The 16533-nt window shown below is 44.2% G+C and carries 12 protein-coding genes; 6 read left to right on the top strand and 6 right to left on the bottom strand.

Annotated elements, in window-relative coordinates; genetic code table 11:
- Positions 1 to 36: 36 nt before the first annotated feature.
- Both pflB and ACF8EG_RS10640 read right to left on the bottom strand, forming a co-directional pair.
- A complete protein-coding gene (gene pflB / locus ACF8EG_RS10645; protein WP_005456189.1) occupies positions 37 to 2313 on the bottom strand; it encodes a formate C-acetyltransferase in 2277 nt (758 codons plus the stop codon).
- Between the two features lie 306 nt (positions 2314 to 2619).
- Positions 2620 to 4167, bottom strand: coding sequence for a DUF3360 family protein (locus ACF8EG_RS10640; protein WP_005456280.1), 1548 nt, complete (start codon positions 4165 to 4167; stop codon positions 2620 to 2622).
- A 456-nt stretch (positions 4168 to 4623) separates the two neighbouring features.
- On the opposite strand from ACF8EG_RS10640, the gene ACF8EG_RS10635 reads away from it, so the two are divergent.
- From ACF8EG_RS10635 to ACF8EG_RS10610, 6 genes are all read left to right on the top strand, one after another.
- The gene (locus tag ACF8EG_RS10635; protein WP_005481901.1) at positions 4624 to 6084 is read left to right on the top strand and encodes a flagellar sheath protein A; all 1461 of its coding nucleotides are present in this window, start codon (positions 4624 to 4626) and stop codon (positions 6082 to 6084) included.
- 234 nt (positions 6085 to 6318) lie between these two features.
- A complete protein-coding gene (locus ACF8EG_RS10630) occupies positions 6319 to 7089 on the top strand; it encodes an ABC transporter ATP-binding protein (protein WP_005456207.1) in 771 nt (256 codons plus the stop codon).
- Positions 7090 to 7172: 83 nt separating this feature from the next.
- Entirely contained in the window at positions 7173 to 7943 is a 771-nt protein-coding gene (locus ACF8EG_RS10625; RefSeq protein WP_005456273.1) for an ABC transporter substrate-binding protein, read from the top strand.
- A gap of 81 nt (positions 7944 to 8024) precedes the next feature.
- Positions 8025 to 8765 (top strand): ABC transporter permease, encoded by a 741-nt coding sequence (locus tag ACF8EG_RS10620; protein ID WP_005456256.1) that lies wholly within the window; start codon positions 8025 to 8027, stop codon positions 8763 to 8765.
- A 3-nt stretch (positions 8766 to 8768) separates the two neighbouring features.
- Positions 8769 to 9446: an ABC transporter permease gene (locus tag ACF8EG_RS10615; RefSeq protein WP_005456275.1), complete on the top strand. Its 678-nt coding sequence runs from the start codon at positions 8769 to 8771 to the stop codon at positions 9444 to 9446.
- A gap of 146 nt (positions 9447 to 9592) precedes the next feature.
- Entirely contained in the window at positions 9593 to 12313 is a 2721-nt protein-coding gene (locus ACF8EG_RS10610) for an ImpA family metalloprotease (RefSeq protein ID WP_025630839.1), read from the top strand.
- 97 nt (positions 12314 to 12410) lie between these two features.
- Here ACF8EG_RS10610 and xthA read toward each other — a convergent pair whose 3' ends face one another.
- From xthA to ACF8EG_RS10590, 4 genes are all read right to left on the bottom strand, one after another.
- Complete coding sequence (gene xthA / locus ACF8EG_RS10605; RefSeq protein ID WP_069505354.1) at positions 12411 to 13217, bottom strand: exodeoxyribonuclease III; 807 nt, start codon at positions 13215 to 13217, stop codon at positions 12411 to 12413.
- 133 nt (positions 13218 to 13350) lie between these two features.
- Complete coding sequence (locus tag ACF8EG_RS10600; protein ID WP_060469886.1) at positions 13351 to 14373, bottom strand: tyrosine-type recombinase/integrase; 1023 nt, start codon at positions 14371 to 14373, stop codon at positions 13351 to 13353.
- Between the two features lie 18 nt (positions 14374 to 14391).
- Positions 14392 to 15978, bottom strand: a complete 1587-nt coding sequence (locus ACF8EG_RS10595; protein ID WP_060469885.1) for a DUF4041 domain-containing protein — start codon at positions 15976 to 15978, stop codon at positions 14392 to 14394.
- Between the two features lie 45 nt (positions 15979 to 16023).
- Positions 16024 to 16527 carry a PH domain-containing protein gene (locus ACF8EG_RS10590; RefSeq protein ID WP_060469884.1) on the bottom strand — a complete coding sequence of 168 codons (504 nt, stop codon included), beginning with the start codon at positions 16525 to 16527 and terminating at the stop codon, positions 16024 to 16026.
- Positions 16528 to 16533 lie beyond the last annotated feature (6 nt).

Genomic DNA, 16533 nt, shown 5'->3' with positions numbered 1-16533 from the left:
TTTGTTGTATCACTAAAACGTTATTTCGCTATAGTCTTATAGAGACTCAGTGAATGTACGTGCGATTACGTCAGCTTGTTGCTCTGCAGTTAGAGAGTTGAAGCGAACAGCGTAACCAGATACACGAATTGTTAGCTGAGGGTATTTCTCTGGGTGCTTAACTGCGTCTTCTAGAGTTTCGCGGTTAAGAACGTTCACGTTTAGGTGTTGACCACCTTCGATACCAGCTTCGTGGTGGAAGTAACCATCCATCAGACCAGCAAGGTTAGCGCGTTGTGAACCCTCATCTTTACCTAGTGCGTTAGGTACGATAGAGAATGTGTAAGAGATACCATCTTGTGCGTCAGCAAACGGCAGTTTAGCAACTGAAGTTAGTGATGCTACAGCACCTTTCTCATCGCGACCGTGCATTGGGTTTGCACCTGGAGCAAATGGAGCACCAGCACGACGACCGTCAGGTGTGTTACCAGTTTTCTTACCGTATACCACGTTTGAAGTGATAGTAAGAATTGACTGAGTAGGGATTGCATCACGGTAAGTCTTAAGCTTACGGATTTTGCCCATAAATACAGAAACAAGTTCACATGCGATGTCATCAACGCGTGGGTCGTTGTTACCAAATTTAGGGTAATCGCCTTCGATTTCGAAGTCGATTGCTAGACCGTCTTCATCACGGATAGGTTTAACAGTTGCGTATTTAATTGCAGACAGAGAGTCAGCAGCAACAGATAGACCAGCAATACCACAAGCCATAGTACGTTTAACGTCACGGTCGTGCAGAGCCATTAGTGCAGCTTCGTAGCTGTACTTGTCGTGCATGAAGTGGATTGCGTTTAGTGCAGTCACGTATTGCTTCGCTAGCCAATCCATGAAGTGGTCCATTTTTTCCCACAACTCGTCATAGCTTAGTACGTCGCCTTCGATCTTAGGCATTTTCGGACCAACTTGGATTTTTAGCTTCTCATCCACACCACCGTTGATGGTGTAAAGCATAGTTTTCGCAAGGTTAGCACGAGCGCCGAAGAACTGCATTTGCTTACCAACAACCATTGGAGATACACAACATGCGATTGCGTAGTCGTCAGAGTTCATGTCTGGACGCATTAGGTCGTCGTTTTCGTACTGGATTGAAGAAGTATCGATAGATACTTTCGCACAGAACTTCTTGAAGCCTTCAGGTAGTTGCTCAGACCAAAGTACAGTGATGTTTGGCTCTGGAGAAGGACCCATTGTGTATAGTGAGTTTAGGAAACGGAAGTTAGTACGAGTAACTAGCGTACGACCGTCAAGACCCATACCACCCATAGACTCAGTTGCCCAGATTGGGTCGCCAGAGAATAGGTCATCGTACTCAGGAGTACGTAGGAAACGAACCATACGTAGTTTCATTACGAAGTGGTCGATCATTTCCTGAGCTTGTTCTTCAGTAAGCTTACCAGCAGCGATATCACGCTCGATGAACACGTCTAGGAATGTAGAAGTACGACCTAGAGACATTGCAGCACCGTTTTGAGACTTAACAGCTGCTAGGTAGCCGAAGTAAGTCCATTGGATAGCTTCTTGTGCAGTTTCAGCAGGGCGAGAGATGTCACAACCGTATTTCGCTGCCATAACTTTCATTTGGCCAAGTGCACGGTGTTGCTCAGCGATCTCTTCGCGAAGCTGCATAGTCATTTGAAGATCTTCACCGTTCTCAAAACGCTCTTGTAGAGATTTGAATTGAGCCAGTTTGTCCTTCATTAGGAAGTCGATACCGTATAGAGCAACACGGCGGTAGTCACCGATGATACGGCCACGACCGTAAGCATCTGGAAGACCAGTTAGAACACCAGATTTACGACAAGCTAGGATTTCTGGAGTGTAGATGTCGAAAACACCAGCGTTGTGAGTTTTACGGTATTCTGTAAAGATTTTTTTAACTTGTGGGTCTAGTTCGCGGTCGTATGCTTTGCACGAACCTTCAACCATGCGGATACCACCGTTAGGGATGATAGCGCGTTTTAGAGGAGCGTCAGTTTGAAGACCAACGATAGTCTCAAGATCTTTCTCGATGTAGCCTGCATCGTGAGCAGTGATGGTAGAGATGATAGAAGTATCGAAATCAACAGGAGCGTGAGTTGAGTTCTCTTGCTTGATACCTTCCATTACCTTAGCCCAAAGCTTGTTAGTTGCTTCAGTACCTTCAGAAACTAGGAAAGATTCGTCGCCTTCGTACGGAGTGTAGTTCTTTTGAATGAAATCACGAACGTTTACTTCGTTTTGCCAGTCACCTGCAACAAAACCTTCCCAAGCTTTAGCAAATTGCTCTGCCATGACATACCTACCTTTTTAGTAGAAAAAAATTACGTACTGCTTCGCCGTTGAGCCAGCTATCCCCAAAATCTGAGGGGGAACAGTACACTCTTTTGAATAACAATATTTATAGTCTTAAATTTAAAAAATTGGGTCACAAAACTATAAATATTGTCACTATCTTTAATGACACTCTTTTTAAGAGACAACTAGAGGTTAAACTAAAATTTTTTTGCAAACCTTAAACTAAATCAATAAATCCTCAAAAATCTCGATAAAAATGGGGTAGCGACAAGCGCTACCCACACGTTTTTTGAACAATCAGCCTTACAGCCAAGCTTTGATGCCATACTGGCCTTCTAGCATACCAACTGCAAGCATAGCGACCAAACAGATAACAAGTACACCCACTGGGATCACAATCTTGTCTACGAATGACAGGCGAGCTGCACGCTCTTTGTCACCAATTAGACCGTTGTTATCAAGTAGCATTGTTAATGCCCATGCTAGTACAGGGTTAACGACGGCAGAACCGAAAATACAGATACCCGCTGCTTGAGAGTCTTTAGAGTCTTTCACCATTTGCATACCTGCTTCAAGTAGGGGTAGAGATACACCTACAAGAAGAGCGACACGCATTACTGGTGGCCATACTGCGATGTCCATTGGGAAGCCAAGGATCGCGATGATCATTACTAGAAGACCAAGAAGGATCGCACCGCCAGGAATTGGACGTTTTGCAATCGCTGCTGGGATCATGTAAGTACCCCAAGATGAAGTGATGTTACCACCACCTACCGCTGTACCTACCATCTGACGGATAGAACACATAGTCATTGTGTCATCAACGTCCATTAGTACTTTTTCAGTCTTTTTAGGGTAGTTAAGTTCTTGGAAAATACGATGACCTAAGAAGTCAGGAGACCACATTGCTACTGCTAGGATTGCAAAAGGCAGTGACGCGATGAAGTGTTCCATATTAGGAAGACCGAGCATCCAACCTTCTTCAGTGCTGCCCCACCAGTAAACAGGGTTTAGATTCGGTAGGCCAGTTTCAGTGACGAATTTGATGTCAAAACCAGCACCTAGCACTAGAGCGATAATAAGGCCTGTGAAAGCACACACTGGAATCGCAAGCCAACGTTTGTTCACTTTTGCAAGGAAAGCGTATAGTGCGATAGTCACTGCAAGCACGATCAGACCCACGTAACCCATGCTACCAGCTTCAACAGTAGAAGATTGTAGACCAACCGCCCATTCTTGAATCGAGTTGATTTGGCTCATGGTACCCGTCAAGCCCAAGAAAATGAGCAAGCCACCAGCTGTACCCTCTGAGGTGAGGTTCACCAGTTTAGAACCGCCTTTCAAGAAGCTAAGTAGAAGACCGAATACACCAATAAGAATTGCCAATGCAAGAGGGTGAGCACCAGCGAGAGCGATGGTACCAATAAGAGGGATCATTGGACCGTGGTTACCTGCTAAGTTGGCTTTCGGGTTGATAAAGCCAGAAGCAAGCACACAGAAAAGTAGTGCAGGGATTAGCATTTCTACACGCGCAACTTCGATGGCAAAATCTTTACCTAAGTTAACGTGGTCCCATGCTGCAGTAAGACCTTCAGCCCAAGACATCATTACCGCAGAGTACATTGCGATAATGCCGATAGTACCAGCAAGTGCTGGAACAAGGTCTTCAAGCTCAAAGCGGAAGTCACGACCTGGCAAGTTTAAGCCGAAACGACGCGGCTTCATGATTTGTAGTTCGTGGTCTAGGTAGTCTGAACGGCTGGCGAACTCAGATGATGGACGATGAAGCTCACGGTAGCTTTTGGTCTCGATATCTGAATCAGAGTGCGCTTTGTTAACTGCGTCTGACATAGATTCCTCATATATTTAAAAGTTATGAATTATTCATTCAAGTGTGTTATTCCGCATCCTGCGGCACGTCCTATGCTAGCTATTATTAGATTTGTTACACGTCGACGTCGTGCCTAAGCATAGCTAATAACTTGTTGTGTTGAGGCACAAAAAATTCCTCATCTTTTGGCTGGAGTCTAGCAAGATAGCCATTTAGGGTGATTGATTTAGATCACTTTAAGAATAGATGTGAAATAAAACTACAGAAAGTGTCTGGTATGCGAATGAGATGGTTATTTAGTGTGTAATTTCATTACACAAGTTGCATAAAATTAGAGTTTATTGCCCTGCATCGCATGAGTCACCCTTAAATGATCAATATTCACGATGTTTATATAAAGCTGGCTTTATTCTTGCTTTGTACCGAGCAACGACGATTTTTTGGCGAATCATTGCCGCTCAGTTTAGGAAGAAGACATGAAACAGCTTAAAGTACTGCCACTTGTGGCAATTATCTCAGGTTTAATGGTCGGTTGTGGCGGCGGTGGCGGCGGTGGTGGCGGTGGCGGTACACCTCAAACTGCATTTAACTTCACTTTTGTTGCGCCAAAGACACAAGCGCTTTCAAGTAACGGTACTTGTACGATTTACGATCGCTTTGAGTCAAACAATATTGAGCAAGTATTGAATTACCATAAGTTGGGTGGTGTTTTAGACACTCAGTTAACAGCTTATTACTCTGATGCATCGGGTAACCGCGTTGGTGATTTGGTAACAGCAAGCAATGACAAATTGACGATTATTCTGCAAACGATTCCAGATGGCGGTAGTGTTACTGTTCAAGAGGTGAATGGCACTATTATTAACGCGATTACCTTTTCAAAAGATCTTTTGGAATCTGAGTCCTCTTTGAGAAACGTATACCTATCTGCAGATGCGAACGTAAGTAATACGAGCTGTCTGACGGGAAATAACGATTCAAAAGTCAATAAGACAAACTTGGACTACAAGACTGCGGAAGATGCTTCAGGCAATCCATATTCGACGTTCTACTTTGATTCCCAGCTAGAAACTGTAACGGCGAACGAATCGCGCTTTACCAAGGGTGAAAGTTTACCAGCGGTTAGTACCGAAAAAACGATGGTAGCTCAATACCGCACTGCTTCACGCTCTTCCTTGTACCAATATGGTTTTGAAGACTGGACTGATGGACGCATGGTCTTTGCAGGAACGCCTTCGATGCCTATGGTCAGTACGTCGGGTATCAATTTTTCTAAGATAGATATTGATACAATCTACAAAAACTTTTCTTACCGTTTAGCTGAAGTGCCAAAGACAAGTGCGTTTTATCACCCTGATGCATTGAAAGGCGATGTTTGGACATTCAGTGTAGAAGGCACGATTGCAACGCCTGGATGGACAGCTGCATACACAGACAAAGTTTCTGAAAACTGGAGCATTGTTGTTGATGACCGCTCTCTATTTTCAGTAACGGATACCCAGAACACGAAACCAGGTGTATCAAACAGTGTTGTTGATCTAACTGACAGTATTGGTTTAGGCCAAGAAAACGGGTTACAACGCGTGAGCTATCAGCAAGGTACGATGGTTGGTGCAACGCCATACGTTGTTCGCCATTCTGTTTACTCGTTGATCGAAGGAAGTATCGTCGTTCCTGACTTAGATTACTCTAGTGTTCCTTCTGGTGCTCGAAGTGATTTAGTTATCTCCAATAACTCGTTAATTACTCAGAGCTATGTGTTTACCGATGAAAAAGCAGACGTTAAAGCTGCTGATTTTCTCACTGCTTTTGCCAATGGTGATGGCGCTGATACGACAAAAGATGTACTCGGTATCGTAATGAATGAGAAACAAGTTAGAGATACGATGAATCGCATTGCTCAAACTAAAACGCTGATGTTAGAGAGAAGCAATTAACACTTTTGTAAATTTATTTGGCCCCTCACTTGAGGGGCTTTTTTGTGGTCTATATTCACGAATAAAAGAATATGTTGCTATATATTGCATATTCATTTGTCTATCGTATCTATCTATTCGATTTATTTAGGTTAATAATTTGTTGCAACTTTCTAGGGGTGGTGCTAATTTGTTCCGAAATAGAGAGGGCGGAGTCCCTTAATTGCAGTGACAAAAACACAGGGAGTAGAGCGCATGAATGATGTACCAGCGCTAGATATAAAAGACCTGCACAAAACATTTGGACAGAATGAAGTCCTGAAAGGCATTTCACTTGCCGCTCACAAAGGGGATGTTATCTCCATCATTGGCTCTTCCGGTTCTGGCAAGAGTACTTTTCTTAGATGTATTAACTTACTAGAAACACCGACCGCTGGTGAAATTTGGGTAAACGGCGAGCTTATTCAAATGAAAAACAACCGCGCGGGTGAATCTGTACCTGCCAACGAAAAACAAGTTCAGCGTATTCGTTCGCGTTTAGCTATGGTTTTTCAGGGGTTTAACCTTTGGTCTCATCTTACCGTTCTTGAAAACGTCATCGAAGCACCTGTCCACGTTCTTGGTGTGCCGAAAGCTCAAGCAATTGAAAATGCAGAGTTGTTACTGAAAAAAGTCGGCCTTTACGAGCGTAAAGATTATTACCCAGGTCATTTATCTGGTGGTCAGCAACAGCGTGCTGCGATTGCTCGTGCCCTTGCCGTAGATCCAGAAGTTATGCTGTTTGACGAGCCTACCTCTGCGCTTGACCCTGAGCTTGTTGGGGAAGTGCTAGGGGTTATGAGAGATTTGGCAGATGAAGGGCGAACCATGTTAGTGGTGACGCATGAAATGGCGTTTGCTCGTGACGTCTCAAATCATGTGATGTTCTTGCATCAAGGCTTAGTGGAAGAACAGGGAGATCCAGCTAAGCTATTTACTAACCCCGATTCTCAGCGATTACAGCAGTTTATCTCATCTATCTACTAATATTCATTAGGCGGCAGAGTTTTGCCTCCTAAGTAAGCACAACGAACAAAACCAAATAAAATAGCAATCACAGGAGTATGGAAATGAAAAAGTGGTTATTGGCAGCAACTCTTGCTGCAACGGCAGTGTCTGGTGTTGCTCAAGCGAAAGAATGGAAAACAGTTCGCTTTGGCATTGAAGGCGCATACCCTCCATTTAGCTGGACAGAAACCGATGGCTCTCTAAAAGGCTTTGATGTTGATATGGCCAATGCGCTGTGTGAAGAAATGCAAGTGAAGTGTCAGATCGTTGCACAAGATTGGGATGGCATTATTCCTTCTCTATTGGCTCGTAAATACGATGCGATCATCGCGGCAATGTCGATTACCGAAGAACGTAAGAAGAAAGTGGATTTCACGGGCAAATACGCACTGATCCCAAATAAGTTCATTGCTAAGAAAGGTGCAAACCTAGACTTTGCTAATCTAGATGGTCAAAAAATCGCAGTTCAACGTGCGACCACTCACGATAAATATCTAACTGATAACTACGGTGACAAAGTTGAAATTGTACGTTACGGCTCTTTTGACGAAGCGTACCTAGACCTTGCGAACGGCCGTGTTGCTGCAGTTTTGGGCGATGCATCTGCTCTAGAGGAAGGTGTATTGAACAAAGCTGGTGGTGATGCGTACGAATTTGTTGGCCCATCTCTGACTGATGCGAAATGGTTCGGTGAAGGTTTCGGTATCGCTGTACGTAAACAAGATAAAGATCTAACGAAGAAACTTGATGCGGCAATCTTGTCACTGCGTGATAAAGGTATTTACCAAGAAATTGCTGGCAAGTACTTTAACTACGATGTTTACGGCGAATAAGCGGTAATTAAGCGGCCGTTGGCTTGTTCCTAGAAGTAGTCAACGGTCGATTTTTTGAGTTTAGGGATTAGGAACTCACCTATGCTGGATTTACAAGGATATGAAGCCTCCATTTTTAAAGGGGCTTTGGTAACCATCGAAGTAGCAGTTCTGTCACTACTGCTTGCGGTGATATTGGGAATGCTTGGCGCGCTTGCTAAGCTCGCACCCTACAAATGGGCAAGAGCAATTGCCACACTTTACACCACCATTATTCGCGGCATTCCAGACTTAGTTCTGATGATGTTGATTTTCTTTGGTGGGCAAATACTTTTAAACAATAGCCTCTATTCCATCAACGAAACGCTCAATGAATGGTTTGCATCTAGCGACCCAAATCATGAGTGGACTTCTTACTTACCTGACTACATTGATGTGAGCCCGTTTATTGCCGGTGTGCTGACAATTGGTTTTATCTTTGGAGCTTACATGGCGGAAACTTTCCGTGGTGCGATCATGGCCGTCGATAAAGGTGAGTTGGAAGCAGCAAAAGCTTATGGCATGAGCCCAGTGTTGTCGTTCAGAAGAATCCTTCTTCCTCAGATGATTCGCCATGCACTACCGGGATTTGGTAACAACTGGCTGGTATTGTTAAAAACCACCGCGCTTGTCTCCATCATCGGGCTTGAAGATATGGTGAGAATGAGCTCTCTGGCGGCTGGTACAACAAAAATGCCGTTCACGTTCTACATGGCTGTTGCACTGATTTTCCTTTTCTTCACCAGTATTTCGACGGGGTTATTAAAACTCGTTGAACGCAAATTCAGTATTCATGCGAGGTAAGTAATGGATTTTTCGTTGATTATTGAAAGCTTCCCTGTTTACTTTCAAGGGCTTTGGACGACCGTTTGGCTGGTGGGCATTTCATTGGTGATTGGCTTGTGCGTCTCAGTTCCACTCGCCATTGCGAGAAACAGTACCAACTACGCTTTGAGCCTTCCTTCTTGGGGATTCATTTACTTTTTCCGAGGAACGCCACTGCTTGTTCAGTTGTATCTGATTTACTATGGCATGGATCAGTTTTTCCCAGTGAAAGATACCTTATGGGAACACGCGTGGTTTTGTGCTCTTGTTGCGTTTGTACTAAACACATCAGCGTATACGGCAGAGATCATTCGTGGTGCGATTAACGGTTTGCCGAAAGGCGAAGTGGAAGCCGCAAAAGCGTATGGCATGAGTAAATTTATGACTTACAAACGCATCATCTTGCCAAGTGCGTTACGCCGAGCACTACCTGCTTATTCTAATGAAGTGATTTTCATGCTTCATGGCAGTGCGGTTGCAGGGATCGTAACCATCGTGGACTTAACTGGTGCAGCGCGCTTAGTTAACTCTCGTTATTACGCACCATTTGAGTCGTTCTTGACGGCTGGACTTTTCTATATGTCGCTTACGTTTATCATTCTTTGGTGCTTTAAACGCGCGGAAAAACGTTTCTTAGCGTACCTGCGTCCTCTGAGCTAAATCATGTACTTAAGTAATGGTACCTACGGGTACCATTCTATTTTTGATACCTTCATTCATACTTTTCTTATTTATCAACAAGACTATTTCGTTCCCTCGTTCGCTTACATTACACTTCGGCAAAACCCTTGTTTAATAAGTGAAATATGAAAAAAACAATTATATCGTTGGGTCTTGCCGCTGTTGCCACCGGATGCGGTGGTGGAGAGAGCAAGTCACAATCAAACAGTCAAGTCACACCAACTCCAGTTCCTGTTCAACAAGCGCTAGAAACAGGCAATGCCCTGTTAGTTTCTGACCCAAATGACTTCATTCGCGAAAGCCGTCAAGTTGTTGAGGCGCACAAGAAACAGTCGAATGCGATCAAATCTGCGATAGCAAAAAATCTTTCGGGTCTTTACTGGGATCCGACGCATTATGCCGCGATTTTTGCTCCTACCTATGGATTCAACGACACCATCTTGATGACCAATAAAGCGATGGCGAGTGGCTACAAAGACCAAGCGTTGTCGATTGGTATTGCTGGTGAGCAAACTAATGGCCAGCGTTATGCTGTTTTAGGCAGTAACCCATTTCGAACCGCACAACGTTTTCCTGACTCTTCTAATGCGGCAATGACTCAATGGCTAAATAACCTCGTTACTTGGTTGTCAGGTGGAGCTACTTCAAACGTCGTCATCGCGCAAATGGATCAGTCTTATTACTTTCCTGATGAGCAAGCGACGCGCAGTTGGTTAAACAACAATATTTCACCAGACCTGACATTTAATGAAGCTAACCTGTGCGACGGTTCAAAATTACTTAGCTGCTTGAAAGCCGATAAGCCAAACCTGTTGATTCTGTCACAACATTTGCTGTCAGGAGATACCAACCAACAGGTAATAGATGCGCTGGCTTATGCCGAGCAAGCTAAAATTCCGGTTCTATATCTGCATTGGGACGGTGGGCTGACCGATCTTGGCCGAGACATTTTGGCAAAATTCCATGTTGACTACGTGGGGGACAACTATTGGCGTAAGTTAGGTTTGGTCGATTGGGCACCTTCATCACTGATGAACTTTGTGCCAGATTCTGTCATCACGCAACAAGCGTTGTTATCCCGTTTCGAAACTCAAAACTTCAATGTTGATTTGTCCCAATGTGATGACAAATCATGTCCAGAAGCAGCGAACATGGACAGTCAATTTTACGACGCTGCCAACAGCATTCGCCAATGGCTGAAATTACTTGATGAGCAAAAAATCTCGTTGTTTGAACAAGATGGTTATCAATACGAAAAGCTTATGGTGTTATTGGCGGATCATTATCGTCAAACGGCCTCTTTTCCAATGGATAAGCAGTCTACGGGGACGACTGAGTTTTTGAAATCGTACTTCGCGGACTACGTTCAATACAACAGTCGTCGCATCAACCCAAAACAACCAAATATGGGAAACTTCAGTCGCAGTGAATTTGGGGCCGATGTAAAGAGAACTGATACTACGGTGAATATGGAGTCTAAACGTAACTTCCGTTCGGCAGGAGTGTATGCGCTGCCAGGTGAGACTTTCACGGTAACGCGTAAAGACAACAATGATGTGGCCACAAAAATTGTCATCAATAGCTTAAGAAGTGGAGCGACTCATGAGTTCAGTAAAGACGGTTATACTCGACCTAAACTGCTGACTTCATTTGCTTACGAAGTCAAAGCGGGTGAAACCATCACGCTGACTTCTCCTTATGGCGGCCCAGTACAGGTTCACTTTGACAAAAATGATATTCCGGTTGAACTGAGATTTAACCATGTGGCACAGCATCCTGTATGGAGAAGTGAGAAGGACAACGACACCTTTATCCAGCAGCTAGAAGCCAATTTGTTTGATTGGGCCGAGCTGATCACCCCTGGGTTTGAAGTGCACTCAAAGCGTGACAAGATGTTAGAGTCGGTCAACGATGAAATGTGGTCTACCCCTGCGGAAATGGCGCTGGCAACAGAAGAATATGTTCATAATTACCCGCATGTTCTGGCTGGTTTTCAAGGGCCGGGTATAGACGAAGTACCTGAAATTATTCAATACGCTCAAAACCAAGGCTGGGAAATTGCCAATATTGATATGGTTAAGCACATGAACGCTGACCAAGCCACTTGTGGCTATGGCTGCTCTGGTAACCCGTACGATGCTTATTGGGCCTTCAGTCCTTTAGGTCACGGTGATTTGCATGAGCTAGGCCACGGTTTAGAGAAAGGACGATTCCGATTCGCTGGTTGGGAAGGGCATTCGACGACCAACTACTACTCCTACTACAGCAAGTCTCGTTTCTTCCAAAATACGGGTAAGGAATCAACCTGCCAAAGCTTGGATTTCAAAGGTCAGTTTGAACTGTTGCAAACCAGTCGAACACAAAGCGATCCAAATGCTTATATGGCGGAGCAAAACCAAACGGGTTGGAGCTGGGGTGCTCGCGTTTACATTCAAATGATGATGGCAACTCAGCACGAAGGTGTGCTTAAAAATGGTTGGCATTTACTGGCACGACTTCATCTTATTGAGCGTGAGTTTAATCGTTTGAAAGCAGATGAGGCACTGTGGAATGCGAAACAATCAAGCATTGGCTTCTCGATGTATACCAAAGATGAAGCAAACAGCATCTCAAACAACGACTGGTTGCTCATTGCCCTAAGTTACGTGGCTCAGCGAGATATGACTAACTATCTCGACATGTGGGGATTCTCGTTCTCAGAAAAAGCGGAGCAACAAGTTGTTGCGTTGAATCTGACGCCGATGCCTCTCACTTACTTTGCAAGTAGCAATACCGGCTACTGTCTGAACGAATTCGCTCAAACGCCAGTAAGTATTGATGGTCAAACGGTTTGGCCACTGAACTAGCTGAGTAGAAAATAACGTGCATGAAAAAGGGAGACTGAGTCTCCCTTTTTACTAGATTTACCTTAGCGTTGAGTCACGGTTATTGCTTTGCAATGTATTACTTGAATGTCGACCAGATTGGCGCGTGGTCTGAAGGCTTTTCAATACCGCGTAATTCATAATCGATACCCGACTCAATACATTTTTGCGCGAGAGAAGGGGTCGCCAAAATCACATCAATTCGTAGACCTCGGTTGTCATCAAAGCCGCGAGAGCGGTAGTCAAACCACGAGAAGCGATCGTTCACTTCTGGGTAAAGCTTACGGAAAGTATCTTCAAATCCCCAATTTAACAACGTTTGTAGCCATTCACGTTCTTCTGGTTGGAAAGAGCATTTACCCGTTTTCAACCAACGCTTACGGTTTGGTTCTCCGATACCGATATCTGAATCGATAGGGCTGATGTTGATATCACCCATAACAATCAACTGTTCATCGTTGCTGTGATGATCGTTTAGATACGTCATTAGATCTTTGTAGAACTGGCGCTTGTATGGGAATTTCGTTTCGTGGCTAATGTTGTCCCCTTGAGGGAAGTAGCCATTAAGCACCGTTACTTTTTCACCATTTTCGTCTTCAAACGTCGCCATGATCATGCGCTTTTGGTGTTCTTCGTTATCCGTTGGAAAACCTTTTTGTACGCGGATTGGCTCTTGCTTACAAAGCATCGCTACGCCGTAATGCGCCTTCTGGCCATTAAAATACACTTTGTAACCCATGGCTTCGACATCTTCAATCGGGAACGCTTCATCATGCACTTTAATCTCTTGAAGACCAATAACGTCAGGCTGGTGTTTATCGATGAGCGCTTGGAGTTGGTGCAGTCGAGCACGTAGTCCATTGATGTTAAAGCTGATTACTTTCATATACTTTTAAACCTATTGTTATCCCTTGCAATGCCATGTAGCTAAAGGGTTTTTAAAAACTAATAAAATGTATGTTGATGGATAATGGCGAGGTTTGTTGAGCAATGCCGCCACTTTGTCGCCACTTTTATCGTTATACTTTAAGGCCGTTGATAGGGTTGAAATTGACTACCGATGAAAGGTGATCTGGCGAAAAATGGGCGTAAACCATCGTTTGTTCAATTTTGACATGGCCTAGTGCCGCTTTCAAATCGAGGATGTTACCGCCATTACGCATGAAAGCCGTGGCGAAAGTATGGCGCAAAACGTGAGTAGCTTGTCCCTTAGGTAATTCAGGTAACGCTTTATCAATCCACTTATGCGCGACACCATAACCACATGTGAATAATCGGCCACTCGATGTGGGGTTAAGCTCTGCAAACAACTCTTCAGAGATTGGGATAGTTCGGTTTCGCTTACCCTTGGTATTTACAAACGTTATCTTATTACCGAATACATGCTCACCTCGGAGTAGAACCGCTTCATTGATGCGAGCACCAGTGGCTAAGCAGATTTTATAAATCAAACGCAGTTCGTCATGTAGCCAGCTTTTCTTAATCGTTTCGAAAAGACGGATGATTTGCTCTTCTCTCAAAAACGTTAATTCAGATTGAGCCTTCTTGACTGGCTCGATGCCTGTCACGGGATTTGGGTTTCGCCACTCATTGAGTGCTATCAAGCGATTGAACATTGATTTCAACAGCGCAATGTCACCGTTGTTAGAGCTGATCGCCATTTCCCTGTTTTCACGGCCGCGACCTTTATTTACACGAGCAGCCCGGTAATGGGCGAGGTCATTAGAAGTCAGTAAAGACGCAATCGGGTTATTTAGTTCTTTGGCCGTAAGCATCATGCGGTATCTTGAACGCTCACCAGATTTCAGGTTCTTACCGTGCAGTTGGTACCACAGTTCAATCACATCTGTTAAGCGGCGGTGATCGGGCTTATCGCCAAGCCAGGGCTTGTCGTTAACTTCGCGCATGGTGAACTGTTCAAAGGAAACCGCTTCACCTTTAGTAGCAAAGCGTTTGCGAATGCGCTTACCAGTTCGGCCCTGTGGGTAGCACTCACAGAGCCAAGGTTTTTTGCTGGCGTCTTTAAGGTTGCGAACTGTCATTTTCTATACGACGCATCGTTATGCGACTGCTTCCGCTAGCTGCTCTTTAGCGATAGCAAGACTTTCTCGGTACTCAGCTGCTTCTGCTTTAAGAGTCCAATGAACATCCGTAACCCCATTTTGTTCTACAGCTTGTTTGATTTCCGCAACCGATGTTCTGAAAAACTCTTTGCGTGGATTAACCTTGTTCACAGAGTCCAAATCAAACCTTCTATGAAGTTCTTTTTCTAGAGCAGGGGCGTCTTCACTGTAAATCATTGCATGGACATCAAATGAGAACGGAACGGAAGCGTCTCCTAGTTCTTTGACTCGATCCATTGGCTCTAACCTTCGAGTCATACCAATCTTAAAGACTTCTTCACCAAAGCTGCCGATGTTACTAATAACGTAAACGTGGCCTCTGCGAGTTTGTTGGGCCATAGATAGGGCGCGTTGGCCTTTCTCTTCTGCTTCTTTAAGTTTGCCTTCGAGTTCAGCAAGCTGTGATTCATACTGAGCTCTTTGCTCATCATTCGCGGCTGCAAGTTCAGCGCGAGCTTTCTCAAGCGCTTTTTGAAGTAGGCGTTCTTCTTTCTCTGCCTCTTTACGAGCCTTTTCCATTTCTCGAATAGCTCGCTCTTCTTCTCGAATTTGCGCTTTGATTTCGGCTTGCTCTTCTCTTTCGATTTTTTTGAGTTCAAAAGTAGCTACTGCCCACTTAAGCTCATTGAGTCTCGCGTCTAGATACTCTTGGTTGATACGTGCATTTCTGAAGGGGGCGCCGTTATGATTAACGAGAGCAAAAGCATCGATGATTTCTTGCTTAATTTTCCCGTAATTATCATGTTTAACTTTCGATAGTGCGCTATCTACTTTTCCGTTAAAAGCGTCGACAGCAAAATGAATGGCATAGGTTTTACGGTGAACTTCTGCATAATCACATGCACCGGCATAACCATCCTTAACCATATCACGAACTCTCTTTCTTGCCGCTTTGAGTTCTTCACCAGCTTCCTTATGACCAAACTCATCAGCTAGATCGTCTAACACAGAGTGGTTCGGGATGATGTAGTCATCTTTGTAGCCTTCAATGGTGTTTCTCATTGCGCGAATAGCTTTATCATACGAGTCTGCTTTCGCTTTGGCTTCGTAAGCGTCACCTGCAATTTCCTTAGCTTGAGCCTCTGCAAAGCTGATAACCTTCTCAGCTTCGACTCTGGCTTCACTCTTAATTAATTCGGCTTTTTCTTTCGAATCTTTCAATCTTTGAGTCGCTTCTGACCTAAGGGACTTAGCTTCCTGGCGAATTTCGTCCGCATTTGCTTCGGCTTCAGCTAACAACTTTAAAGACTGATCACGTTTAGATGCTGCATCTTCTTCTGCTTCATCGAGTAATTTGGCGGCATGGCCTTCTATATCTATGATCGGGCCATACTTAGTTTTCAAGTCTCTTCGCTCTTCTTCAAGGCGAGCTACTTTGCCATATACATACTCGAGTTGTTTGTTAGAGTCTGCGAGTTTTTCTTCATAAGCCTTCTTGTTCTTTTTACCTCTCATCCAGCTGATGACGAGTAACAATAAAGGTAAAAAGAAAATAATGAGGGCAGTTAATGCACCTTTATCCATATGTTTTTGCTCCTAGACAACCAATTATTTTTGTTTTTCTTGAACTTAGATTTCAGCTAGCAACTTGGCTTTCTGTTGTTGGAATTCTTCTTCAGTAAGAACGCCAGCATCTTTGAGTTCACCCAGTTTTTTTAGCTTATCAATCGCTGATTCTGAGGGGAATGGAGGTACATTCGGTTGGCTAGATGTGCTTGAGCGCCCGTCTTCGATAGCATCAACAAGAGCTTGGACTATTTCCTTTTCTTGCATGCATTTGAATGTAAGGTCGTCATGGCTCGTGTGAAGACTAACCGTATAGTGACCAAGCGTAGATTTGCGCTCAATAGAGGTAATGCTTTTAAGCGGGATGTTTTCTAGCACTTCGCCAAAAAATCCTTTGCGATAGAAATACGCTTTCTCATTAGTGACGATCAACGCACCATTATGTTGGGTCTTGTCACCTGAGCCCATCATTTCACCGATGTAACCTTCACCAGTGGCGATAATCGTTTCACTTGGTTTTAGGTGTTTTTCGCGAAAAGCTTTCACGTGCTTACATTCTTTAGCCATTTTGGT

The organism is Vibrio sp. YQ_11, assembly GCF_043103065.1.
Lineage (GTDB): Bacteria > Pseudomonadota > Gammaproteobacteria > Enterobacterales > Vibrionaceae > Vibrio > Vibrio parahaemolyticus.
This window is presented reverse-complemented; position numbering and strand designations above follow the sequence as displayed.